Origin of the sequence: Alcanivorax sp. (assembly GCF_040119285.1) — a bacterium.
In the GTDB taxonomy this organism is placed as follows: domain Bacteria; phylum Pseudomonadota; class Gammaproteobacteria; order Pseudomonadales; family Alcanivoracaceae; genus Alcanivorax.
This window is the reverse complement of the sequence record NZ_JBEDTY010000002.1, coordinates 94,258-117,628: the sequence shown is the minus strand read 5'-3', so window position 1 is coordinate 117,628 and position 23,371 is coordinate 94,258. Positions and strand designations below refer to the sequence as shown.

The window sequence follows — 23,371 nt, the reverse complement described above, 5'->3', positions numbered from 1 at the left end:
AGCCAGTCCACGGAAACGTAGCATCTGGCATGGCGGCAGTGTCCTTGTTGTGTTGCTTGGTCGCACAAACAACTTAACTCGGTGCACTGTCCGCCCATACCTATTTCACTCTAATCCGCGATGAACCAAAAAAAAACGGAGCCAATGGCTCCGTCTTTTTATGTCCAACAGCTTAAGACATGTTTGACAGAATTGCGCCTTTTACCGCGTCCAGATCCGCATCAATGGTCACCATGCGGCTGTCCTGACACTGGGCAATGGCCGTATCAGGGTCTTTCAAACCATTGCCCGTCAGCGTGCAGACAATGGTAGAACCTTCCGGAATCTTGCCAGACTGGATATCTCGCATGGCGCCACCGATTGACGCGGCGGAAGCAGGCTCACAGAAAATGCCTTCTTTTTCTGCCAATAATTTCTGTGCAGTCAAAATTGCGTGATCGCTAAGCTCGTCGAACCAACCTTGGGACTCTTCCTGCAACTTCCAGGCCTTGTCCCAGGACTGCGGGTTACCGATACGAATAGCGGTGGCCACCGTTTCCGGATCCTCGACCCGCTCGCCACGCATAAAGGGTGCAGAGCCTTCAGCCTGATAACCAACCATCTTCGGCGCCGCATTTACGATGCCTGATTTGTGATATTCGCTGTAGCCCATCCAATGTGCAGTAATATTACCGGCATTGCCCACAGGCAGGCAGTGGTAGTCTGGCGCGCGCCCCAGCTCTTCCACGATTTCGAAGGCAGCAGACTTCTGACCTTGCAGACGATACGGATTCACCGAGTTCACGATGGTCACCGGTGCCTTGTTAGCCACCTGTTTAACCAACTCCATACCTTGATCGAAATTGCCACGGATCTGCATGATCACGGCACCATACATCATCGCCTGAGCCAGCTTGCCCATGGCAATCTTGCCTTCCGGGATGAGTACAAAAGCGGTAATGCCAGCACGGGCTGCATAAGCAGCTGCAGCGGCAGAAGTGTTGCCGGTGGAAGCACAGATGATGGCATTGCTGCCCTCTTCCACGGCCTTGGTCACCGCCATGGTCATGCCACGGTCCTTAAAGGAGCCCGTGGGATTAAGACCTTCGTATTTGACGTAGATATCCACGTCCTTGCCCAGCAACTTGGGAATATTCTTCAGGCGGATTAGCGGGGTATTCCCCTCCCCCAAGCTGATGATCGGCGTGTCATCATTCACCGGCAGGTGGTCACGGTAGCGGTTGATCAAGCCAGTGTAACGGTCACGAAAAGGCATAGTCAGGTCTCTCTTGATTAACTTGCACCGCAACACGCTTACACGCATCACGATTTTGGCGTGCAGACGTGCGGCGTGCAGCCTGCAAGCGTTTTATATTCAGGCGTCCAGCATCTCTACCCTGATCCGCATTATATCGCTATCTACGGCGTCAAGGGCACCGATCTTGGCGAGGGCCGCACTCATGTCACCTTCGAGGACCACATGGGTCATCATGACAATGGGCACCAAGCCCTGATCCACATCACGCTGCACCAAGGCATCAATGCTGACATTGTTGTCGCTGAGAATGCGCGTTATATCAGCCAGTACACCGGTCTTATCTTGCACGTGCAAGCGCAGGTAGAAGCTACAGGACACATCCTCGATGGTGAGAATCGGCTCATCTGACATCTGGTCAGTATGGAAGCCCAGGTAAGGTACCCGCTCGTCGTAGTCGACGGTCAGCGCACGGCCCAGTTCGATAATGTCAGCCACCACCGCAGACGCGGTGGGCTCGGCCCCCGCACCTGCACCGTAGAACAGGGTCGGCCCGACGGCGTCGCCGTCGATCATGATCGCGTTCATTACGCCATTCACCGCAGACAGCATGGTTTCTTTGGGAATCAGAGTTGGGTGCACACGCAGCTCAATTCCGTTGCCGGTGTCCTTGGCAATGCCCAAGTGCTTAATACGGTAGCCAAAGTGTGCGGCGCTGGCCACATCTTCGGTGGTAATCCGGCTGATGCCCTCGGTGTAGACCTTGGAAAATTGCAGCGGAATACCAAAAGCAATGGATGCCAGAATGGTTAGCTTATGGGCCGCGTCAATGCCTTCCACATCGAAGGTGGGGTCCGCTTCCGCATAACCCAGTTGCTGCGCTTCAGCCAGCACGTCATCAAAAGCACGGCCACCCTCTTCCATTTCGGTAAGGATAAAATTGCCGGTGCCATTAATGATGCCCGCCAGCCAGTTCACGTGGTTCGCGGCCAAGCCTTCACCCAAAGACTTGAGAATCGGAATCCCGCCAGCCACAGAGGCTTCAAACGCCACATCCACGCCATTATCCTGGGCGGCCTGGAAGATCTCGTTGCCGTGTTCGGCAATCAGCGCCTTGTTGGCAGTGACAACGTGTTTGCCATTTCTGATGGCGGTAAGCACCAACTCACGGGCCGTATCAATGCCGCCAATAAGTTCTACCAGAATGTCGATATCCGGGTCTGTCGCCACGGCAAAAATATCGCGAGAAAGGCGAATATCACTGGTATCACAGGCCGCATTGTCACGGCGCGCACCGATATGGGTGATTTCAATCGGACATCCTACGCGGCGAGCAATATCCCGCGCGTTACGCTTCAATACATTCACGGTGCCTGAACCTACCGTACCCAGACCAGCAATACCCACTTTCACCGACTTCACGACATTTCCTCTCTTTATTCAGGGGCGCCGGGGCGCATCCTGTTAGCCCAGCAGCCCATCCTGACGGAACATCTTTTTGATGCCGCGTATGGCCTGCCGGGTACGTTGTTCGTTTTCAATCAGTGCAAAGCGCACATGATCATCGCCATAATCACCAAAACCCACGCCCGGCGACACTGCTACACCGGCTTCGATAAGCAGCTTCTTGGAAAACTCCAGCGAGCCCATGGCCCGATAGGGCCCCGGGATTTCCGCCCAAACAAACATGGTGGCGCGGGGTTTCTCAACTGGCCAGCCAATGTCGCCCAAGCCTTCTACCAACACATCACGCCGTTGACGGTACATCTCGCAGATTTCCGCAACACAACTCTGGTCCCCTTCCAGGGCCGCGATGGCTGCCACCTGGATCGGCGTAAAAGTGCCGTAGTCCATGTACGATTTGATCCGGGCCAGGGCATGGATCAAGTCTTTGTTACCGCAACAGAAACCCACCCGCCAACCGGGCATGTTGTAACTTTTGGATAGGGAAAAGAACTCCACCGCCACATCCTTGGCACCCTCTACCTGAAGAATGGACGGTGCTTTGTAGCCATCGAACACGATATCCGCATAGGCGATATCGTGCACCACCCAGATCTGATGCTCACGGGCGATAGCGACCACTTTCTCGAAGAATTCCAACTCCACGCACTGCGCGGTGGGATTGCCAGGAAAATTGAGCACCAACATTTTCGGCTTGGGCCAGGATTCCTTGATCGCCCGCTCCAGCTCGACAAAGAAATCCACGCCCTTAACCATGGGCACATGGCGGATATCTGCATTGGAAATCACAAAGCCGTAGGGGTGGATCGGGTAGCTAGGGTTCGGCACCAATACCGTATCGCCGGGACCCATAGTCGCCAGCGCCAAGTGCGCCAACCCCTCTTTGGAGCCGATGGTGACAATGGCTTCGGTTTCCGGATCCAGATCCACCTCATATCGGCGCTGATACCAATCTGTCATCGCCTTGCGTAAGCGAGGGATGCCACGTGACTGTGAATAGCGGTGCGTGTCTCCTCGCTGGGCGGTCTCTGTGAGCTTATCGACAATGTGCTTCGGGGTGGGCTGATCCGGATTACCCATGCTGAAATCGATAATATCCTCACCCCGTGCTCGCGCAGCTGCCTTCATCTCTCCAACAATGTTGAAGACATAGGGAGGCAAACGACGGATTCGCTGGAAATCGGTTTCCACGACAACACCTTGGGTGGGAATAAAAGAAGGCGGACACATTAACGGCGCAACTGGGCGCCGTCAATGTATCCGCCCTGTGTTTACAGCAGCAAAGCGCCGTAACACGGGGGCTGCAGACTGATCAGTCCAGTCGCTTGAGCAAATCTTTCGGTGGCAAATAACCCCCCAGTTGCTTGCCCTCGGTGGTATAGATTGCCGGCGTACCACGCACTCCAAATTTCAAGCCCAACTGGTATTGCTCATCCACCGGCTTAGCACACTCACCTAACTCGGCATCACTAATCTTTTCGTTGAGCTTGGCATCGGTCAGCGCTTGAAGGCGGTCTTCTGCACACCAGATATGGCGCATGGCCTCTGCCGCCTTGGTAGTGGGGCCACCACGGGGAAAGGCCAGGTAATGCACAGTCACGCCCGAGTCCATGTATTCCTCAATATGGCGGTGCAATTTGCGGCAATATCCGCAGGTAATATCAGTAAACACATACACTTCTGCTGTCTCTTCAGGCGCCACATACGTGATCATGTCGTCCTTGTTTAACGTCTTGATGCCGTCGGCGCGAACTTTTTCCAGTCGCTGCTCGGCCGGGTTGATCACCTCCCCATCTTTTAACTCCAGCAATTTACCAACCAACACAAAGCGGCCATCCTCACTCATATAAACGGTTTCGCCACCGTTCACTTCAAGCTCCAGCATGCCCGCCATGGGTGCAGCGCGCACATCACTGACTTCAACCCCGTCAAAAGCTTTCTCGAACGCCGCTTTGGCTTGATCGCCATCGATTTCGGTATTCTCTTTGGTACTTTCAGAACTGGCCCCACAGGCGGTCATCAGCCCCAACAATACAAATAGCAAACCTTTTTTCATTGTGTCGTACTCCTTCTCTTACCTGTGAGAACCTGCCAACAGGCTCAGGTTCCTGATCGGGGATGATGTTTTTGGTAAACGTCTTGTAACCGCTGCTGCGCCACATGGGTATAAATCTGCGTGGTCGACAAGTCCGAATGGCCCAACAACAGTTGCACCACTCGCAAATCCGCACCGTGATTCAACAGATGCGTGGCAAAGGCATGGCGCAGTGTATGGGGAGAAAGCTTTTTTTGCACCCCTGCGATCTTTGCCAACTGTTTGATTCGATACCAGAATGTCTGTCGGGTCATACAAGTCCCACGGCGGCTGGGGAACAGTAACTCTTGGTTGCCGGCCGTTGCATTACCCCCCATCAGCAACGCCCGTCCTTCACGCAGATAACACTCCAGCCAGTGCAACGACTCTTCACCCAACGGCACCAAGCGTTCCTTATCGCCCTTGCCGATCACTCGAATCACGCCTTGGCGCGGGTTTACCTGGCTTTGCGTCAACGTCACCAATTCAGTGACCCGCAAACCGGTGGCATACAACACCTCCAGCATGGCCCGGTCGCGCAACCCCAAGGGCGTGGACAGGTCTGGCGCTGCCAACAGCGCCTCCACCTCCGCTTCGCTCAGCGTTTTCGGTAACGGCCGGCCCAGTTTGGGACGCTCAATCAGCAGGGCAGGATCTTCATCAATACGCCCCTCTCGCTTAAGCCAACGGTAAAAGCTTTTCACTGCAGACAACTGGCGAGCCACTGAGCGGGCGCTGAGGCCCTGTTGGTGTCGGTCAGCCAAAAACTCCAGCAGCAGATAACGCTCGCAGCCGAGTAAGCCTGCCTGCTGACCCTGCAACCAGCGAGCCAACTGGCTGAGGTCGCGGCGATAATTGGACAGACTATGCTCACTGAGTCCTTTTTCCAGCCACTGCTGATCCAGCCAGCTATCAATCAGCCGGCGGTGGTCTTCGGTGAGTTGTCCATCGATTGCCGTTCCCATGACGCCATCAAGCCTTATACAAAGAGAAAAAACAACGTGTTACGCGGGTACTCTCATGAACAGCCGTGGGCAGTTTTACTAAATATTACTCCCACGCCTGGCCACGTTAACGACAAACCCCGCCATTAAAGGCAACAATGGAGGCGAGCAACATTGTTAGAAACCGACACCAAGGAGAGCAATCGTGGGAATTTTATCTTGGATCGTATTCGGTCTTATCGCCGGTATCATTGCTAAATGGATTATGCCTGGAAAGGATCCGGGCGGTTTCATTGTCACAACGCTGATCGGTATCGCGGGCGCCGTGGTCGGCGGCTGGCTGGGCTCCATCACTGGCCTGGGCGGTTCGGTCAGCGGGTTCAGCGTAGGCAGCTTTGTCACCGCCATTATCGGTGCATTGGTGCTGCTGGCCCTGTACCGGCAGATGAAAAAGTCTTAGCAAACAGCTTCAAGCCGCACGAGGATCCAAGCTCCTGCTTAGCACAAAAAGCAGGGTTCGCGCTGCAATCAAAATGAGGCAGAGCCCCTTGTCGAATCAACGCTCGCCGATACGCAGGCACCGCGTTTGATGCAACTGCAAAGCGGCTCCTGCGTTGCAGTTTTGTGGCTTGGAGTTGTCGCTCTTTGCGGATGTTTAAGCCGCAGAGCGGACCCAAAAAAGCCGCTTCCTTTACGGGAAGCGGCTTTTTTGTTGGAGCAATCTACCGGGCCAGAGGTTGATTTCGCATGCCCTACAGCAAAGGCTAAACCAACATTCGCTCGCGGTAGAAGGGATCCGCAACCTACCGGATTTTTTCTTTGATCCGTGCGGACTTGCCTGAGCGATCGCGCAGATAGTAAAGCTTGGCGCGGCTCACATCACCACGGCGATTCACCTGGATGGAATCGATCAGTGGGCTATGCAGCTGGAATACGCGCTCAACGCCAACACCGTGGGAGATTTTACGCACGGTAAAGGCAGAGTTCAGACCACGATTACGACGAGCGATAACCACACCCTGGAACGCCTGCAGACGCTCACGGGTACCTTCCTTTACTTTTACTTGCACGGTAACAGTGTCACCGGCGCCGAATTCCGGCAGTTCGGTCTTCAGCTGGGCTTCTTCGATGCCCTGGATAATAAGGTTCTTGCCACTCATGGCAGTGCTCCTAATCAGTAGTTTTTGCTGTATGCGACGGCTGCTCGGCGATGTATTCATCCAGCAACTGTTGCTCTTCTTTGCTCAAGCCCCGCGCCCGGCGGGCCTCCAGCAGGTCTGGACGCTGTTGCCAAGTCCGTCCCAACGCCTGTTTAAGGCGCCAGCGGCGAATCAATTCATGATTGCCGCTGAGCAGTACCGGTGGCACTGCCTGCTCGCCATACACCTCCGGGCGGGTGTAGTGCGGGCAATCGAGCAGGTTTTCGAATTCACCCGAAAAAGAATCCTGCTCAGCGGAGTTCTGGTGACCCAGCACTCCGGGTATCAACCGGCTGACCGCATCGATCAGCACCAACGCCGGCAATTCGCCGCCGCTGAGGACGTAGTCTCCAATGGATATCTGTTCATCCACCTCGGCATCGAGCAAACGCTCGTCTACGCCTTCATAACGCCCCGCCAACAGTATCAGGCCGGGCTGCTCCGCCAACGCCACAGCCTTGGCCTGGGTTAACGGCTGCCCCTGAGGGGACAGGTAAATCACTTTGGCTGCCGGGTTGGCAGCGCGTGCAGCCTGCAAGGCTTTCGCCAGCGGCTCCACCTTCATCACCATGCCGGGGCCGCCCCCAAAAGGGCGATCATCCACGGTGCGGTGGCGGTCTTCGGTGAAGTCCCGTGGGCTCACCGTTTCCACCTGCAGCTGGCCATTATCGACAGCCCGCCGGGTAACGCCAAAGCCAGTAATCGCTTGCGCCATCTCCGGAAACAACGTCACCAGAGTGACGGCAAACGCAGGCTTCGTCGCCATCATTTAAAAGTCCGGGTCCCAATCTACTGTCATCTCGCCATCTGCAAGGCTGATAGCAGTGATCACATCGTCCGGGAGCCAGGGAATCAGGCGTTCACGCCGATCCAGGCTATTGCGGTCTCCGCGCACCACGACCACGTCGTTGGCACCGGTTTCCACCATGCGCATCACGCTGCCCAGGTCCATGCCATTCACATGTTTTACCCTCAGGCCAATCAAGTCGCGCCAATAGTACTCACCCTGGCCTGACTGAGGCAGCAAATCAGCGGGTACGCCGATATCCAGCCCCACCAGTGCCGCCGCCGTTTCCCGGTCGGATACGCCTTCCAGTTGCGCGATCAACCCTTTTCCCTGAGGCCGAAACCCGGTCACTTTCACCGGTTTCCATGTTCCAGCAGCGCTGGAACCGCCTGAGTTCAGGGCGGCCTGTTTCAGGTGCCAGGGCTGGTACTGCTGGAGGTTGTCCATGGGGTCGGTATGGGAATACACCTTTACCCACCCCTTGACGCCGTGCACCCCAAGGATACGACCGACTACCACCAACCGGGAGGACGTGCCCCCTTCAGCCGAAGAGGATTGTCCTCGCTCTGCCATCAGGCTGCCTTACGGGCCTGCTTGGCTAGGGTCTTAACACGTTCAGACAGCTGCGCACCCTTGGCAACCCAGGCATCCAGGCTTTCCAGGTTCAGCTTGAGAGGGATTTCACCGCCACGGGCGATGGGGTTGTAGAAACCCAGTTGCTCGATAAAACGACCATCACGTGCGTAACGGCTATCTGCAACAACGATGCTATAGAACGGGCGCTTCTTGGAACCGCCGCGAGCGAGACGAATAACTACCATGGTTTACTTACCTTATTTATCAATCCGGTTTCCCGGCCGAACCATCAACAAGACGCTCCGACCATCGTATCCGCTTGAAAGCCACCCGTGAGAAACACGCAGAGGCCGCGAAGGGCGCGAATTATACAGGGAGTCGGAGCAGGCAACAAGCATCACACTCCGTGCATTTTCATGCGCTTGTGAAAACACCTTTCTGAATGCGGACCTCTCGCACCCCAAGAGGCCTTTCTACACACACCGCTCCGCTCCCAAACGCAACGCGGGCAGAGGGGGGTGGATTGCCATCCCCTCTGCCCGCGCTCAACAGCTTGCGTCTTGAAACTGTCCCTACATCGGCGGCATGCCCCCTGGCGGCATACCGCCACCGGAACCGCCTTGGCCTCCGCCCCCCATCATGCCTTCCATGCCTCGCATCATGTTCTTCATGCCACCCTTGGTGCGCATCTTCTTCATCATCTTGGCCATCATTTTTTGCTGCTTGATGAGGCGATTGAGGTCCTGAATTTCCAGGCCGGCACCGGCGACAATGCGCTTCTTGCGTGACCCTTTGAGCAAGTCCGGGTTGCGACGCTCTTTCGGCGTCATGGAATCGATCAACGCTTCCATGTGCTTCATTTGCTTCATGGCAGCGGGATCTTGGGCTGCTTCCATCATCCCGCCCATGCCCGGCAGCTTGTCGAGCAGGCCAGCCATGCCGCCCATATTGCGCATCTGTTGGAACTGGTCCTTCAGATCCTCGAAGTCCATCGCCTTGCCTTTCTTGAACTTCTTGGCGATTTTTTCGGCTTTCTTTTTGTCCAGCTTGCGCTCGGCTTCTTCCACCAAGGACAACACATCGCCCATGCCGAGGATCCGGCTGGCAATACGATCCGGGTGAAACGGCTCCAAGGCATCGGTTTTCTCACCCATGCCGATAAACTTGATGGGCTTACCTGTCAGCTGGCGTACGGACAGCGCAGCACCACCGCGGGAGTCACCATCGGCCTTGGTAAGGATCACACCGGTGAGCGGCAAAGCCTCATTGAAAGCCTGGGCGGTGTTGGCCGCATCTTGACCCGTCATGGCATCGACCACGAACAGGGTTTCCACCGGGCTGATGGCGCTGTGCAGACGCTTGATTTCGCCCATCATGCCTTCGTCGACATGCAGACGACCGGCGGTATCAACGATCAGAACGTCCATATAGCGACGACGGGCTTCATCCAGCGCCGCGTTGGCAATATCCACCGGATCCTGATCGCTGGAGGATGGGAAGAAATGAGTCTCCACCTCACCAGCCAGGGTTTTCAGCTGCTCAATGGCCGCCGGGCGGTAAACATCCGCAGACACCACCATGACCTTCTTCTTCTCCCGCTCTTGCAGGAAGCGTGCAAGCTTGGCTACGGAAGTGGTTTTCCCTGCCCCCTGCAAACCCGCCATCAAAATAATGGCTGGAGGCTTAGTGGCCAAGTCCAGGCCATCGTTGGCGTCGCCCATGGTATGGACTAGCTCGTCGTTGACGATCTTTACGAACGCCTGGCCGGGGTTCAGGCTCTGCAACACCTCCTGCCCCAGAGCTTTTTCTTTCACCTGCTCGACAAACTCTTTCACCACCGGCAAGGCCACGTCGGCCTCCAGCAGTGCCTTGCGCACTTCGCGCAGGGTGTCGCGGATATTGTCTTCGGTCAGGGAACCCTGACCTGCCAGGCTTTTAAGCGACGATCCCAACCGATCGGTGAGATTCTCGAACATGGGTCTACCTCCAAATGCACCATGTCTGCGGTCAGGCGTGCCTGCCGCAGTGACAGGGGCGCAATTATAGCCCTCCTTGGGCATCAACGTCATGGGGCACGCTCTTATACCCTCCCATCCGGACACAAAATGAGAATGATTGTTGATAGACAACTGGCGGCTATGCCAGACTTCAGCGGGCTTGGTCCGGGAGCTTATACTCGGGCGGCTACTTCGGATAACAACGGCTTATGAACTTTTCCGTGATCACCGGCTTCGCGGCGTTTATTTTGTACCTCACCGCCTGCCTGATCCTGTATCGACAATTTCGCGGCAAGACGGTGCCGTCCCGGGCCAGCATCCTGATCCCCGGCACACTGGCTGTGATTGCCCACGGAGCCAGCCTGTGGCAGGTGATGATCACCGACGAAGGGCTGCAGCTAGGGCTGTTCCCCATCGCCTCTGTCACAGCAATGACGGGTGCCGCCGTGGTGCTTGCTTCCAGCTTGTATCGTCCTTTCGAGTGGATATCCGCTCTAGTGTACCCGTTTGCGGCGGCCACTATTCCCGCCATGCTATGGGTAAACACCGGCTATACTGCCCACCCGCTAACCCACGGGCTCGGCATGCACGTGCTATTTTCCATTATTGCTTACGCGGTACTGGCACTGGCCGCATGCCAGTCAATTCTGCTGTGGATTCAGGATCGCCAACTCAAAAGTGGCCATATCCGGGGGGTAATGCGCGTGTTCCCGCCGATCCAAGTGATGGAGTCCATGCTGTTTGAGGCGATCTGGCTGGGCGAGACTTTACTGACCATTGCCATTCTTAGCGGCTTTTTGTACGTGGACAATCTGTTTGCCCAACACCTAGTGCATAAAACCGTACTGACCCTGATTTCCTGGATAGTATTCGCTACTCTGCTCGGCGGCCGCTACCTGCGAGGCTGGAGAGGACGCACAGCCATTCGATTTACGCTCAGCGGTTTCGCGGTATTGCTGGTGGCCTTCTTCGGCAGCCAACTGGTACTAGAATTCATATTGGAGCGCTGAGAAATTAAACGATGAAAAATGCGCCAGCTGCCGCAGAAACGGGTTCAGGCTTAGGCCGTGTTTAAACGTTACACTTTCAACCCGTTTCTGCTTTCCTTGACACTTCAACCCCTCGACCCGAACAATAGCGGGCCGACTGGCGGATAAACGATATTTCCTTTGGATACCTACTCTGACGGGTGGCTGATTGGCGCCCTGATTATTCTCATTCTTGTTTCTGCTTTTTTTTCCAGTAGTGAAACCGGCATGGTGGCGATCAATCGCTACCGCCTTCGGCATTTGGCCCGCCAAGGTCAAAAAGCGGCCAAACGGGTCGAAACCCTGCTGAAGCGAACAGACCGTCTGCTGTCTGTCATTCTGATCGGCAACAATTTCGTCAATAACTTTGCCGCTACCGTAGCCGCTATTTTGGCCATCCGCTGGCTGGGCGACACCGGCGCAGCAGTGGCCCCTGTGGTGATCACCATCATCATGTTGGTGTTCGCGGAGATTACCCCAAAGACCTATGCCGCCATGCGCCCGGAACGGGTGGCCTTTCCCGCCAGCCTGATCCTCAAGCCTTTGCAGGTTGTGCTGGCACCCTTGGTATGGATGGTGAACGGGGTTAGCAGCATGCTGCTACGGTTGGGCGGCATTCGCCCCAACGAGCATGATGACGACCACCTTAGCCCAGAAGAACTGCGCACCGTAGTGAATGAAGCCGGCGGTCTGATTCCAGAAAATCATCAGAAAATGTTGCTTAACATCCTTGATCTGGAAACCGTCACCGTGGAGGACATTATGGTCCCCCGTAACGAGATGGTGGGAATCGACCTGGATGATGACATGCACGACATCCTCACCACTCTGCGCTCCAGTCAGCACACTCGTTTACCGGTATTCAACGGTGACCCGAACAACATGATCGGCCTATTACACCTGCGTAAATTGAGCCGTTTACTGCTCAAGGACGAAATTAACAAGGCTGAGCTAATGCAGTACACCGTCGAGCCTTACTTCGTGCCGGAAGCCACTTCCCTGCACCAGCAATTAATCAATTTCCAGAATGCCAAGCGCCGCATCGGCATAGTCGTGGATGAATATGGCGACGTACATGGCCTGGTCACCCTGGAAGATATTCTCGAAGAAATTGTCGGCGAATTTACCACCGATCTGGCGGCCACCAGCCAGGACATCCACCCACAGGAAGACGGCAGCTACGTAATTGATGGCTCCTCCACCTTGCGAGACATTAACCGCGCCTTGCAATGGGAACTCCCCACTGATGGCCCAAAAACGTTAAACGGTCTGATCCTGGAGTACCTTCAGGACATTCCCGACGCCAACATCTCGGTGAAAATCGATCGGTACATGATTGAAATCCTGCAGGTGAAAGACAATATGGTGAAGGCTGTGAGAGCGAGGAAAGCAGGGCAAGCTGACAGTTGATGGTAGGCAGTTGACTGTTGCGCGTGCCGAGTTAGCTTAAAATTAAAACGCAAAAGGCCGCGTCCAAAGCATGGGCGCGGCCTTTTGCGTTTTAATTCAAACCACCGTTTATCGCGCGGTCAACTGCCTACCATTCAACTGTCTTTTCAAACCCTGTCCGCAATCGGCGAGCCCACCCAGCCGAGAATGTCTGCTTCGTAGCGTTTTACCAGCGCACGCCCTTCAGTAATGGCTTCCTTTGCACGGTGAAAATCCATGAGTGCAAAATCTTCCAGCATGGGCACCAGTGTCACCTCAGGAGGATCACCAGCCATTCGCGAGCGGGTAATACGGTCCTGCATGATATTGATACTAGACGCCACAACATCAAAGAAACCCGGATCTTGGCCATCGCCTGAAGCAAAATAGCCCATCATCTTCTGCCAGATACTGCGTTCTTCAGCGGTCCTCTCTTCGCCTTCTGCTTGGCTACGAGTATCGCGAGACAGATGAGCCCCCACCAACTGTGCATTTAAATTCACTGCGATCACCACGTCCGCCCCCATGGCTCGAGCCGCAGAGACCGGCACCGGATTGACCAGGCCGCCATCGAGCATCCAGCGTCCCTGCATCTTCACCGGCGAAAATAATCCAGGCAATGCACAGGAAGCCCGGGCGGCATCCAGCACACGCCCTTTGGTAATCCAGACTTCCCGACCGCTGGTCATGTCTGTAGCAACGGTGACCAATTTCTTGTCCAGAGTTTCTATTTCAGGATTGTCGTGGTTATTCTGGAAAAAACCGAACAGCTTTTCCCCTTTTACCATGCCTCCGGAAAAGCTGATATCCAGCAAACCAAATACATCTTTTACCGTCAGGGACTCGACCCAATCGGCAAAGGCGTTGAGCGAACCCGTTACATAAGCGCCACCCACCAAGGCGCCAATAGAAGTACCCGCCACCACCTGAGGATGAACGCCGATCTCATCCAGTGCCTGAATAACGCCAATATGAGCCCACCCCCGGGCCGAGCCACTGCCTAACGCCAAGCCGACAACAGGCTGGACAGGCTCCTGGCTACCAATCTCGGTCGTCATTTATCGTTCTCCTTACGCACTACGCAGGGGGCTGGTTCGCCATTCATGCGCTGGTCAATCCGGCGAAACACTTCTCGCTTTTCATCATCCGAGAGCAACCCCCAGATGGAAATCTCTCCACCGGTACGGAAGCAGCCCACACAGATATCATCTTCATCCAATGCGCAAATCGACACACACGGCGACACCAGTTGCCTTTCAGTCATGGAACCGCTCGTCCACCTCCAGGTGCTGAGCAAACTCTTTCGCGTGGGCGACATAGTGCATGCTACCCATGGTCAACATGGCCTTATGCCCCTCACCAATTTCCTTCACCACCTTGGCAGGTGACCCCATAACCAGGGAATTATCGGGAATCTTCATACCTTCCGGCACTAGCGAGTTCGCGCCAATAATACAATTATTGCCAATAACAGCCTTGTTGAGCACCACCGCATTAATACCGATCAGGCTGTTATTACCCACTGTGCAGCCATGCAACATGACTTTGTGCCCCACTGTCACATCCTTACCCAGTTTCATGGGCACGCCGGGGTCCACGTGCAACACGGCACCGTCCTGAATATTGGTATTCTCACCGATTTCTATGACATCGTTATCCGCTCGCAGCACCGCGTTAAACCAGATACTGCTGTTGGCTTCCATGATCACCGAGCCTATGACGGTGGCGTTATCCGCTATCCAGTGGCCGCCACCACGTTGCTCTAAGCGACGCTCACCAATCTTATAAATCATGCTTTTCCCCTTTTTCTGATGCCCGGCGGCGGGTTATTTCACTTCGAACTCAATGCCCGTGTCATAAACATGGTTGATCAAGTCCAGAATCATGAAGGCAGTTAGCCCCCAAATACGCTTGTCTTCATAGTAATAGCTGGGAATACGGAACTGGCGACCAAACACATCGATAGGGCTGGAAAGCTCTGGTATCTCATCCAGGAAAAACTGCAAGGGGACCTGAAAAATCGTATCAATCTCGCCTGGCTCCGCTTGCAGCTGGGCCTCAGGACGAACAATGCCCACAAAAGGCGTCACTTTCATGCCATAACGGGACGCCAAAGGAGATAACTGCCCAAGTACATCCACATAATCCGGTGACAGCCCGACTTCTTCCTCACTTTCACGCAAAGCCGTCATCAACAAATCTTTGTCACCCGGATCCCGCTTGCCTCCAGGAAAGGCCACTTCGCCGGCATGAGTGGGCATGGAATTGGAGCGAACCGTCAGGATGATCTGAGGATCAGGCTCATCCACTAACGGCATCAAAACAGCGGCCTCAGGTAAGGCCAGCGGCAATTCTATGCGTCTGTAATCCGGCAAACGCTGCCTGAGCTGCTCAAGCACACCCTTCTCCAATTCACAAATTCAAACGGTAGTTTGAACAGCCCAGGCGCCCTGAGCAAGCCTTGTCAAAGCCCATTGCCGACCATCGGTCACAAACCCGCACCCCTTTTTGGGACACGGCAAGCCTTTGGCTTACGCCAAACGAACCAACTGCCAACGGGTTCTCACCCCCCCTACACCATACGCATTCCGGCGTTTTTCCTGAAAACCCATTAACCAAAGTGCGCAATCGCTCCGCTTTTCATTACCCAACCGACTAGTAGAACGCTGATAAATTCGGCCCCAATGGCGAATTTCACTGCAGGAAAAATCGCGTAAAACTGAATGTATTAGATTTAATTATCAGGGGTAACCATGATGACAGGGGGCGCCACAGCTCGCCTTTTACTTGCCGGACTCTTGTTGATTTTGATGGCACAGGCGAACGCTACCGACCTTTCATTTTTCAATGAAATACCCAGTGGAAATAGAACGGATATTAACCAGGACGGTGCTGCAGATGTCGGTGCCACCATAACCCAGCGGGGAAGGAACACCGCCACTCTCCAACAGGAGGAACTAAGCCTTACCGCCTTACCTCAGCCAAAGGGTTACGCCAACCAGGCCGACATTATCAAACTCAGCAGGGAAAACCTCGTGATGGTGAGCCAATACGGTGCTGGAAACTATGCCGGCATCTTCCAGAAAGGGGGCAATAATACAATCACGCTCGATCAAGACAGCGATTACAACCGCGCCGCCATTACCCAATACGGGGTCGGCAATAACGCCGGTGTGACGCAATCCGCTAACCTCAACGCTGTTTCGGTTACCCAGATCAGGACCAAACCCACAATGCCAACGTCAGCCAAGCTAACAACGCCCGCATGATGACCGCCAATATCGACATTGTGAGTAAGGGTAACGTTGCCACCATCCAGAACAACCTGACTGGCTCCACGGCCACCGTGAATGAGCCCAACGTAAACAACACCGCCGACGTGCTACAAGGTGATTCCTGGCTCGCCACCGCCCCCAATATTCCTTTTGTTCAAGGTGATCGCTATACCGGAAAGTGCGAGAAGGCTGTACGTGAATGGCTCCATGCCAATCGCAGCCGACGCATAATTACTCTCCGCTCTCTTCCAAGTGGTTTTCATGCACCCAGCGCATCACGCCCACCCGGCTTTTCACCCCCACCTTGCGATACAGGCTTTGCAAATGCGCCTTCACCGTATGTGTACTCAGGCAAATCGCATCAGCGATTTCGTGGTTGCTCATGCCTCGCACCACATGGTCCAGCATTTGCCGTTCACGGCTCGTGAGGCTTTCAAAGATATGCCCACATCGGGTGGGGGTTTTGCGGTGACGGACCAGATAATCCATGTAACTGCGCGGGAACCAGCTACGCCCCTTGCAAACCACATCCAACGCCTTGGAAATAAGCGCGTCGCTATCCTGCTGGTAGATGACCCCTTTAACCACCGGCCAGTTAAGCAAGAAAAAAATATTATCGCTTCGATCTGCATTAACCAGAATAACCCGACACAGAGGCATGCGCTCCTGGATACGACCAAGCAATTTTTCGATTTCCGGAGTGGAGAAGTCCAGCACATTGATGAGAACCAAGTCATCCTGAATCTGATCACAGAAAAGATCTTCACGGCTGATTGCTGTGCAGGATACCCCACGCTGGTTTTCAATTGATTTCGCTAAAAGCCGAATTGCAAGATTGTTGCAATGCGAAACCACCAAATAGGTTTTACTCTCGTCACGGGTCCTGTGCGCCATCGACACATCCATATCAATGTACCTTCCCCAATCAATGTCCCTTCCCCAAGTTCATGGCCAAGGGGCTTAGAAATGCCGCCATCTTACATTACCAAACGGGTCATGTCGCATTGCTGGCTTCTATTAACCAGGATCGCTAGTCTATGACCACCGTTTTTCAGGAGCACTGGCTCTAACTGCGACACCTTAAATATTCGTAAAATTGTGGCGTGCATCACAAATAATGCCACTTTAATTTTATACAAGCTATTGTCAAATCATCCATACCCCAAATGAATGATTTGCGTTGAGGCGATATCTTCCGGGGCGTTAAATACCTCTCACAGTGAGTTTTTCATGAAATTCTGTAGCCATTGTGGCAATCCCAACCTGCAATTCAGTATCCCTGAAGGGGATAACCGCCCCCGCTACTGGTGCCCGGATTGCGAGACGATCCATTACCAGAACCCCAAGATCGTGGTGGGTGCTGTACCCATATGGGAAGGTAAAGTGCTGCTCTGCAAGCGCGCCATTGAGCCACGCAAAGGCTATTGGACGCTTCCGGCTGGTTATATGGAAAATGGGGAAACGCTGCAGGAGGGGGCGGCCAGGGAAACGTGGGAAGAAGCCTGCGCCACGGTGGCCATTGGCGACTTGTATACGGTGTTCAATTTACCGCATATCAATCAGGTGTATGTTTTCTTTCTTGGTGACGTGGAAGACGGTAAATACGGCGTCGGGGAAGAAAGCAGTGACGCCGGCCTATTTTCCCTGGATGACATCCCCTGGGATGAACTGGCGTTTCCTACCATCGGTCGCACCTTGCGATTTTATATCGACGACCTGGAGCGCAACGATTTCCCCGTTCGCACCCAAGACATCCAGCCGCTCAAACGCCGCCCTAAAGACGAATGACACGAACCCGGCCACCCTCAGTGTGTGCCGGGCAACCGCTCCAGTTTCCACAAGTCAATGGCAGGCTCTTCGTAGGGGTGAGACAGACGCAGAGCGCTAATCACCGCTTGCAAACACGACGCAAGGCAAAGCGTTTCCACGCGGTATTCTTCCACCACTTCCACCTGATCCTGCTCACCCAAAAAAGGCTTACTCCCTGACAAGGGACGAAACTGCCCCTGCCCCAAAGCCTGAAAGCTGCAACAGTCATAATCGCCCAAGTGCCCTGCTCCCGCTTCGAAGATCGCAGTTTTCACCTGCTCAACATGGCTAACGGGCACATAGAAACACAGCTTGTAATGCAGCTCCTCCATTGTGGCCTCCTCCTGATTATCATTCGTTACGCCAAACGTCGCCCCGCAAGCACAATCGGCAATCAATGCCGAATAATTTACCCGCCAGCACCGGTTCCAGCTTTACACTTTCAACTCACCCCACTCCGGTTTCAACTCATATTCACCGTGGGCTGAAATCCAGACACCTTCCGCCGACACTGACTGCACGCCATTCACCCAGACACTGCCTTCGCAGCGTAATTTGCGGCGCTCCAGAGAAACCAACCGGGCCTCGAAATCCACTGGCGTGTTCAACGGAGTGGCCGCCAGATAGCGAATATTGAGGGTACCGGTCATGCCGAGCTGGCGAACATAATCCTGCGTCTTGGCCATCAACATATCCAATGCCAGTGCCAGCACGCCACCATGCACCCGTCCTGGTGGCCCCTGAAACACCGGACCGAAGGTGGCACGCCCGCGCACGCAGTCGCCATCCAGCCACAATTCCAGCGGTGGGGAAAGCGGTGACGCCTTACCGGTAAGAATCTCAAAATCCACCAGATCGGTCACATCATCGCCACTCGCCTCCCCGGCCAGCACGCGCTGCAATACCTGGCTGTAATCGCGCTGCCCTTCCTGCTGCAATGTCTGTCGCAATAGCTGCACCTGAGCTATGTAATCCTGCAACTTGGCCTGCGATGCATCCAGGCGTAGCACCTGTTCATTAAGGCCCGCCAGCTCCTGGCCCAGCTGACGATGCAGCTGGGCACGAGGGGAAGGCTCGGGCGTTTCCGCCACACGAATATCTCGAAAATGATAGGTTGTTTTCGTCATACGTTACCCCAAACTCTTAGGCGTCAGCCAAATGCCTTGCGCGTGAACGGCCTGGATGTCGCCATGCCAGATACCGCCTTCTACAAAATTTCCGCCCCCTCCTGCCCGGTAATCTGCGCCCGGCATTTAATCAGCGTTTCAATCGGTGTCACTGCCACATAGCGGATGCTCACCCCCCCAGCCGAAACGCGGCACACAGCGCATCCAGTCGCCAAGTGTCACTCTGCTGCCTGACCGCACTGATACGGCGGCGCTGCACAAAATCGCTGGGCACAGGCCCAGTTTTGCAGGCCTTCTGCGGCTCCAAGCGCCCAAAGCTTTTTCAGGCATGGAAATACAACGGGCTGAGGTACGGGACACTGACGGCAACACGCCATCAAACCACGTTAGATTCTGAGCGGAGACAGGGACTGGCTCAAGGCCCGAACAGAACATAAAAAAGGCGGAAAGGGTCACCCCATTTCCGCCTTCTACTCTGATTTCACTTTAGCTTTTAACCGATGTTCATCCTACCCATTTCCGGGCGTTGGCAAACATCCGCAACCAGGGGCCATTTTCATGGCCGCGCCAGTCATCCGGGATCCAGCTATTTTGCAACACACGGAACACCCGCTCCGGATGCGGCATCATAATAGTGACACGGCCGTCAGTGGTGGTAAAACCGGTCACACCCTGTGGCGAACCATTGGGGTTGGCCGGGTATTGTTGCGCCGGATTCCCCAAGCCATCCACGTAACGCAGGCTCACCAGCCGCTGCTCGAGATTGCGATTCAATGCATCATCCGCCAGCTCCACACGGCCTTCCCCATGGGCTACCGCAATGGGGATTCGCGTACCGGCCATGCCTTGCAGCAGAATGGAGGGAGAGTCCTGCACTTCCACGAGGGAGGTGCGCGCCTCGAACTGCTCTGACAGGTTGCGCACAAAACGCGGCCAGTGCTCAGCACCGGGGATCAAATCTTTCAAATGCGACAGCATCTGGCAGCCATTACAAACCCCAAGCGCAAAGGTGTCTTCACGGAAGAAGAAACGATTAAAAGCTTCACGCATCTCTTCATTATAAAGCACCGTCTTGGCCCAGCCTCCGCCAGCACCTAGCACATCGCCGTAGGAGAAACCGCCACAGGCCACCAAGCCCTTGAAATCATCCAGCTTCACACGGCCTTCGAGCAAATCACTCATGTGCACATCAACGGCGGAGAAGCCCACACGATCAAACGCTGCAGCCATTTCCGTCTGACCATTAACGCCCTGCTCGCGCAGGATGGCCATTTGCGGTTTGCTGCCAGTATTGATGGAGGCAGAGCCAATAAACGGGGCCGCGGGGTTTTCCGTCATATCGAAGGTCAGCCGCACGTTCAGGCCCGGGCCATTGCTATACGCAATGGCATCGAATTCCTGGCGAGCACAATCCGGGTTATCCCTCAAAGACTGAATCTGGTAGCTGGTTTCTGCCCAGATACGCTGCAACTCCCGGCGCGGAGATTCCAGTAAAGTACCGCCGCCCAGGCGCAGACGGATAACATCGTCGCCATCAGGTTGGCCTATACAATGAACACACTGGCCCAGCCCGGCTTCCGCATAGCGCGCTATCACCGCGTCGGCCTGGGCTTTTTCAACCTGCAACACGGCACCCAGCTCTTCGCTAAACAGGGCCGCAATGGCTTCCGGCGTATCACCGGCCAGATGATCCAAGGTGATATCCAAACCGGTACGGGCAGCAAACGCCATTTCCACCAGTGTGGTGAACAGGCCGCCGTCGGAACGATCATGGTAAGCCAGCAGTTTGCGCTCAGCCAGCAACTGTTGAGTCACTTCGAAAAAGGCAATCAGGTCTTTGGCATCATCCAAGTCCGGGGCAATGTCACCGACCTTGCCGTACACTTGTGCGAGAGCAGAGCCAGCCATACGATTCTGGCCACGGCCCAGATCCAACAGCAGCAACTCACTCTCCACGCCAGTTTTCAGTTCCGGGGTCACCGTCAGGTCGATATCGGTGACCGTGGAAAATGCAGAAATCACCAGCGACATGGGCGCAGTCACACTTTTATCGATGCCCTTGTCGTTCCACACCGTACGCATGGATAGCGAGTCCTTACCCACCGGAATGGCAATGCCCAGCTGCGGGCATAGATCCATACCCACCGCTTTCACCGCATCAAACAAGGCCTGGTCTTCACCCGGGTGGCCCGCCGCTGCCATCCAGTTGGCCGACATACTGATCTGGCCCAGGTCGCCCAGGTGTGCACCGGCAATATTGGTGATTGATTCGGCCACCGCCATACGACCAGACGCCGCCGCATCCACCAATGCCACTGGGGTACGCTCCCCCATGGCCATGGCCTCGCCAGTGGTTTTGCCCTCTGCATTGGGGTTAAAACCGGTCGCGGTTACCGCACAATCAGCCACCGGCACCTGCCAAGGGCCAACCATTTGATCACGGTGCACCAGCCCGGTAATGGAGCGATCCCCGATGGTGATCAAGAAGCTCTTGGAGGCCACAGAGGGCAAACGCAAGACCCGCTCACTGGCATCCTTGAGGTCAATACCTTCGGTGCTGAACGACTGGCGCACAAAGTCTTCGCGCTCGAAGCTGCGCAGCATTTTCGGCGGCTTGCCGAACAGCAGATCCATGGGCAGATCCACCGGCGCCTTGCCAAAATGTTCATCGCTGACGGTCAAGTGCTCTTCATTCGTCGCCTCACCCAGTACCGCATAGGGTGCGCGTTCACGCTGGCAGATGGCGTCGAAGCCGGGCACGTCTTCTGGCATCACCGCCAACACATACCGCTCCTGAGCCTCATTACACCAAATTTCTACCGGGCTCATACCGGGCTCAGAACTGGGCACCTTGCGCAACTCCAGCTTGGCACCCATATCATGGTCGTGTACCAGTTCAGGCAAGGCGTTGGACAAACCGCCAGCGCCCACATCGTGAATGGACACAATCGGGTTATCGTCCCCTTGAGCCCAGCAACGATCGATCACTTCCTGCACCCGCCGTTCGATTTCCGGGTTCTCACGTTGCACCGAGGCAAAATCCAGGGCTTCCGCAGACTGCCCCGAGGCCATGGAGCTTGCCGCCCCTCCCCCCAGCCCGATCAACATGGCCGGGCCACCCAACACAATAATCTTGGCACCGGCGGGAATGAGATTCTTTTCCACATGGCCGTCGCGAATGTTACCTAGGCCACCGGCGATCATAATTGGCTTGTGGTAGCCGCGCACCTCATCGCCGTTAACGCCCGGAGCACTGATTTCCAGGGTGCGGAAATAACCACACAGGTTCGGACGGCCAAATTCATTATTAAAGGCCGCCGCACCAACCGGCCCTTCGATCATGATATCCAGCGCTGAGGCAATGCGCCCAGGTTTGCCGTACGGTTGCTCCCAGGGCTGACCAAAACCGGGAATATTCAGGTTGGACACGGAAAAACCGTTTAGGCCAGCTTTGGGCTTAGAGCCGCGACCTGTCGCTCCCTCATCACGGATTTCACCGCCAGAGCCGGTGGCCGCCCCCGGATGCGGTGCAATCGCCGTGGGATGATTGTGAGTCTCTACCTTCATCAACATATGTACCGGTTCGTTGACGAACTGATACTGCTGGCTGCCCGGCACCGGGAAAAAGCGGTCTGCCACCGGGCCGGCCACCACCGAGGAATTATCGCTGTAAGCGCTCAGCACCCCGTCTGGTGAATGCTTGTAAGTATTACGGATCATCCCGAACAGGCTCAGATCTTGCTCTTCACCGTCAATAGTCCAATCCGCATTGAAAATCTTGTGGCGGCAGTGCTCGGAATTGGCTTGGGCAAACATCATCAGTTCCGCATCGGACGGGTTACGCCCCAACGCGATAAACTGCTCTACCAAGTATTCAATCTCATCCACAGCCAGCGCCAGCCCCAACTCACCATTAGCAGTTTCCAGCGCCGCGCGGCCTCCGCCAAGAATATCCACGGTCGTCAATTCCCGTGGCTGGTGATGGGTAAACAAGGTGGCGGCGGCATCCAGCTCGGGCAGCACCACTTCTACCATTCTGTCATGCAGGGCGGCAGCCAGAGTGTCTCGATCACCTTCCCCGTCCAGGCGATACTCAATCCCGCGCTCAATGCGCTCTACCTGAGTAAGGCCAGCGTTATGACAAATATCCGTTGCCTTGGAAGACCAAGGCGAAATGGTGCCTGGGCGCGGCACCACCACAAAACGCGGCCCCTCAACCCGGGCTTCTTCAACACTGGGGCCATACTCAAGCAAACCTTCCAGCACCTGGTGTTGTGCAGCATTCAGCGGCGCAGACAGCTCCACAAAATGCACATAGCGTGCCGACAAGGCCGATACGCCATTCAGGGACTCGAGCAGTTTTTCCTTACGAAATGCGGACAGGGCCGGGCTTCCGGAGAGGATCAGCATAGTGCGCCTTATATGATTA

23 protein-coding genes are annotated in these 23,371 nt (G+C 55.3%); 5 read left to right on the top strand and 18 right to left on the bottom strand.

Features of this window, described 5'->3' with window-relative positions; translation table 11 throughout:
• Window positions 1–172: 172 nt before the first annotated feature.
• The 5 genes from thrC to xerD all read right to left on the bottom strand — a co-directional run bounded on the left by thrC (window position 173) and on the right by xerD (window position 5,737).
• The gene (gene thrC, locus ABNH10_RS00575; protein ID WP_349384270.1) at window positions 173–1,255 is read right to left on the bottom strand and encodes a threonine synthase; all 1,083 of its coding nucleotides are present in this window, start codon (window positions 1,253–1,255) and stop codon (window positions 173–175) included.
• Window positions 1,256–1,354: 99 nt separating this feature from the next.
• On the bottom strand, window positions 1,355–2,656 hold the full coding sequence (locus tag ABNH10_RS00570) for a homoserine dehydrogenase (RefSeq protein ID WP_349384269.1): 1,302 nt from the start codon (window positions 2,654–2,656) through the stop codon (window positions 1,355–1,357).
• 42 nt (window positions 2,657–2,698) lie between these two features.
• Window positions 2,699–3,889, bottom strand: a complete 1,191-nt coding sequence (alaC, locus tag ABNH10_RS00565) for an alanine transaminase (protein WP_349384268.1) — start codon at window positions 3,887–3,889, stop codon at window positions 2,699–2,701.
• Window positions 3,890–4,010: 121 nt separating this feature from the next.
• The gene (locus ABNH10_RS00560) at window positions 4,011–4,754 is read right to left on the bottom strand and encodes a DsbC family protein (RefSeq protein WP_349384267.1); all 744 of its coding nucleotides are present in this window, start codon (window positions 4,752–4,754) and stop codon (window positions 4,011–4,013) included.
• Window positions 4,755–4,798: 44 nt separating this feature from the next.
• Window positions 4,799–5,737, bottom strand: coding sequence for a site-specific tyrosine recombinase XerD (xerD, locus tag ABNH10_RS00555; RefSeq protein ID WP_349384266.1), 939 nt, complete (start codon window positions 5,735–5,737; stop codon window positions 4,799–4,801).
• A gap of 184 nt (window positions 5,738–5,921) precedes the next feature.
• Between xerD and ABNH10_RS00550 the strand changes: the two genes are divergently transcribed.
• Entirely contained in the window at window positions 5,922–6,176 is a 255-nt protein-coding gene (locus tag ABNH10_RS00550) for a GlsB/YeaQ/YmgE family stress response membrane protein (protein ID WP_349384265.1), read from the top strand.
• Between the two features lie 343 nt (window positions 6,177–6,519).
• Here the strand turns inward: ABNH10_RS00550 and rplS are convergent, their stop codons facing one another.
• The 5 genes from rplS to ffh all read right to left on the bottom strand — a co-directional run bounded on the left by rplS (window position 6,520) and on the right by ffh (window position 10,254).
• The gene (gene rplS, locus ABNH10_RS00545; protein ID WP_349384264.1) at window positions 6,520–6,876 is read right to left on the bottom strand and encodes a 50S ribosomal protein L19; all 357 of its coding nucleotides are present in this window, start codon (window positions 6,874–6,876) and stop codon (window positions 6,520–6,522) included.
• A gap of 10 nt (window positions 6,877–6,886) precedes the next feature.
• Window positions 6,887–7,684: a tRNA (guanosine(37)-N1)-methyltransferase TrmD gene (gene trmD / locus ABNH10_RS00540; protein WP_349384263.1), complete on the bottom strand. Its 798-nt coding sequence runs from the start codon at window positions 7,682–7,684 to the stop codon at window positions 6,887–6,889.
• Entirely contained in the window at window positions 7,685–8,275 is a 591-nt protein-coding gene (gene rimM, locus ABNH10_RS00535) for a ribosome maturation factor RimM (RefSeq protein ID WP_349384262.1), read from the bottom strand. It abuts the gene before it with no gap.
• Window positions 8,275–8,523 carry a 30S ribosomal protein S16 gene (rpsP, locus tag ABNH10_RS00530; protein ID WP_349384261.1) on the bottom strand — a complete coding sequence of 83 codons (249 nt, stop codon included), beginning with the start codon at window positions 8,521–8,523 and terminating at the stop codon, window positions 8,275–8,277. The genes rimM and rpsP overlap by 1 nt, the downstream gene beginning before the upstream one ends.
• 327 nt (window positions 8,524–8,850) lie before the next feature.
• Entirely contained in the window at window positions 8,851–10,254 is a 1,404-nt protein-coding gene (ffh, locus tag ABNH10_RS00525; RefSeq protein WP_349384260.1) for a signal recognition particle protein, read from the bottom strand.
• A gap of 230 nt (window positions 10,255–10,484) precedes the next feature.
• Between ffh and ABNH10_RS00520 the strand changes: the two genes are divergently transcribed.
• Both ABNH10_RS00520 and ABNH10_RS00515 read left to right on the top strand, forming a co-directional pair.
• Window positions 10,485–11,285 carry a cytochrome C assembly family protein gene (locus ABNH10_RS00520; protein ID WP_349384259.1) on the top strand — a complete coding sequence of 267 codons (801 nt, stop codon included), beginning with the start codon at window positions 10,485–10,487 and terminating at the stop codon, window positions 11,283–11,285.
• A 159-nt stretch (window positions 11,286–11,444) separates the two neighbouring features.
• Window positions 11,445–12,713: an HlyC/CorC family transporter gene (locus tag ABNH10_RS00515; protein WP_349384258.1), complete on the top strand. Its 1,269-nt coding sequence runs from the start codon at window positions 11,445–11,447 to the stop codon at window positions 12,711–12,713.
• Between the two features lie 146 nt (window positions 12,714–12,859).
• Here the strand turns inward: ABNH10_RS00515 and rssA are convergent, their stop codons facing one another.
• Genes rssA through ABNH10_RS00495 form a run of 4 tightly spaced genes read right to left on the bottom strand, consistent with a single transcriptional unit; the run spans window position 12,860 to window position 15,130 of the window.
• On the bottom strand, window positions 12,860–13,789 hold the full coding sequence (rssA, locus tag ABNH10_RS00510; protein WP_349384257.1) for a patatin-like phospholipase RssA: 930 nt from the start codon (window positions 13,787–13,789) through the stop codon (window positions 12,860–12,862).
• Window positions 13,786–13,995: a DUF1289 domain-containing protein gene (locus ABNH10_RS00505; RefSeq protein ID WP_011588077.1), complete on the bottom strand. Its 210-nt coding sequence runs from the start codon at window positions 13,993–13,995 to the stop codon at window positions 13,786–13,788. Before ABNH10_RS00505 ends, rssA begins: the two co-directional genes overlap by 4 nt.
• Entirely contained in the window at window positions 13,988–14,524 is a 537-nt protein-coding gene (locus ABNH10_RS00500; RefSeq protein ID WP_035460797.1) for a gamma carbonic anhydrase family protein, read from the bottom strand. Before ABNH10_RS00500 ends, ABNH10_RS00505 begins: the two co-directional genes overlap by 8 nt.
• A gap of 33 nt (window positions 14,525–14,557) precedes the next feature.
• The gene (locus tag ABNH10_RS00495; RefSeq protein WP_349384256.1) at window positions 14,558–15,130 is read right to left on the bottom strand and encodes a CoA pyrophosphatase; all 573 of its coding nucleotides are present in this window, start codon (window positions 15,128–15,130) and stop codon (window positions 14,558–14,560) included.
• A 354-nt stretch (window positions 15,131–15,484) separates the two neighbouring features.
• On the opposite strand from ABNH10_RS00495, the gene ABNH10_RS00490 reads away from it, so the two are divergent.
• Window positions 15,485–16,000 carry a hypothetical protein gene (locus ABNH10_RS00490; RefSeq protein WP_349384255.1) on the top strand — a complete coding sequence of 172 codons (516 nt, stop codon included), beginning with the start codon at window positions 15,485–15,487 and terminating at the stop codon, window positions 15,998–16,000.
• A 237-nt stretch (window positions 16,001–16,237) separates the two neighbouring features.
• Here ABNH10_RS00490 and ABNH10_RS00485 read toward each other — a convergent pair whose 3' ends face one another.
• Entirely contained in the window at window positions 16,238–16,900 is a 663-nt protein-coding gene (locus ABNH10_RS00485) for a helix-turn-helix transcriptional regulator (protein ID WP_349384254.1), read from the bottom strand.
• Between the two features lie 336 nt (window positions 16,901–17,236).
• Between ABNH10_RS00485 and ABNH10_RS00480 the strand changes: the two genes are divergently transcribed.
• Complete coding sequence (locus tag ABNH10_RS00480; protein ID WP_349384253.1) at window positions 17,237–17,794, top strand: NUDIX hydrolase; 558 nt, start codon at window positions 17,237–17,239, stop codon at window positions 17,792–17,794.
• A gap of 17 nt (window positions 17,795–17,811) precedes the next feature.
• On the opposite strand, the gene ABNH10_RS00475 is transcribed toward ABNH10_RS00480, so the two are convergent.
• The 3 genes from ABNH10_RS00475 to purL all read right to left on the bottom strand — a co-directional run bounded on the left by ABNH10_RS00475 (window position 17,812) and on the right by purL (window position 23,352).
• Window positions 17,812–18,147 (bottom strand): YqfO family protein, encoded by a 336-nt coding sequence (locus ABNH10_RS00475; protein ID WP_349384252.1) that lies wholly within the window; start codon window positions 18,145–18,147, stop codon window positions 17,812–17,814.
• A gap of 102 nt (window positions 18,148–18,249) precedes the next feature.
• Window positions 18,250–18,942 (bottom strand): PaaI family thioesterase, encoded by a 693-nt coding sequence (locus ABNH10_RS00470; protein ID WP_349384251.1) that lies wholly within the window; start codon window positions 18,940–18,942, stop codon window positions 18,250–18,252.
• Between the two features lie 504 nt (window positions 18,943–19,446).
• Window positions 19,447–23,352 carry a phosphoribosylformylglycinamidine synthase gene (gene purL, locus ABNH10_RS00465; RefSeq protein WP_349384250.1) on the bottom strand — a complete coding sequence of 1,302 codons (3,906 nt, stop codon included), beginning with the start codon at window positions 23,350–23,352 and terminating at the stop codon, window positions 19,447–19,449.
• Between the last annotated feature and the right edge of the window lie 19 nt (window positions 23,353–23,371).

Coding starts and splice junctions, on each gene's coding strand:
- ABNH10_RS00560 (WP_349384267.1), bottom strand. CDS start 4,754: ATGAAAAAAGGTTTGCTATTTGTATTGTTGGGGCTGATGACCGCCTGT.
- thrC (WP_349384270.1), bottom strand. CDS start 1,255: ATGCCTTTTCGTGACCGTTACACTGGCTTGATCAACCGCTACCGTGAC.
- ABNH10_RS00475 (WP_349384252.1), bottom strand. CDS start 18,147: ATGGAGGAGCTGCATTACAAGCTGTGTTTCTATGTGCCCGTTAGCCAT.
- ABNH10_RS00500 (WP_035460797.1), bottom strand. CDS start 14,524: ATGATTTATAAGATTGGTGAGCGTCGCTTAGAGCAACGTGGTGGCGGC.
- purL (WP_349384250.1), bottom strand. CDS start 23,352: ATGCTGATCCTCTCCGGAAGCCCGGCCCTGTCCGCATTTCGTAAGGAA.
- rimM (WP_349384262.1), bottom strand. CDS start 8,275: ATGGCAGAGCGAGGACAATCCTCTTCGGCTGAAGGGGGCACGTCCTCC.
- ABNH10_RS00480 (WP_349384253.1), top strand. CDS start 17,237: ATGAAATTCTGTAGCCATTGTGGCAATCCCAACCTGCAATTCAGTATC.
- rplS (WP_349384264.1), bottom strand. CDS start 6,876: ATGAGTGGCAAGAACCTTATTATCCAGGGCATCGAAGAAGCCCAGCTG.
- ffh (WP_349384260.1), bottom strand. CDS start 10,254: ATGTTCGAGAATCTCACCGATCGGTTGGGATCGTCGCTTAAAAGCCTG.
- rssA (WP_349384257.1), bottom strand. CDS start 13,789: ATGACGACCGAGATTGGTAGCCAGGAGCCTGTCCAGCCTGTTGTCGGC.
- ABNH10_RS00470 (WP_349384251.1), bottom strand. CDS start 18,942: ATGACGAAAACAACCTATCATTTTCGAGATATTCGTGTGGCGGAAACG.
- trmD (WP_349384263.1), bottom strand. CDS start 7,684: ATGATGGCGACGAAGCCTGCGTTTGCCGTCACTCTGGTGACGTTGTTT.
- xerD (WP_349384266.1), bottom strand. CDS start 5,737: ATGGGAACGGCAATCGATGGACAACTCACCGAAGACCACCGCCGGCTG.
- ABNH10_RS00505 (WP_011588077.1), bottom strand. CDS start 13,995: ATGACTGAAAGGCAACTGGTGTCGCCGTGTGTGTCGATTTGCGCATTG.
- ABNH10_RS00520 (WP_349384259.1), top strand. CDS start 10,485: ATGAACTTTTCCGTGATCACCGGCTTCGCGGCGTTTATTTTGTACCTC.
- ABNH10_RS00490 (WP_349384255.1), top strand. CDS start 15,485: ATGATGACAGGGGGCGCCACAGCTCGCCTTTTACTTGCCGGACTCTTG.
- rpsP (WP_349384261.1), bottom strand. CDS start 8,523: ATGGTAGTTATTCGTCTCGCTCGCGGCGGTTCCAAGAAGCGCCCGTTC.
- ABNH10_RS00485 (WP_349384254.1), bottom strand. CDS start 16,900: ATGGCGCACAGGACCCGTGACGAGAGTAAAACCTATTTGGTGGTTTCG.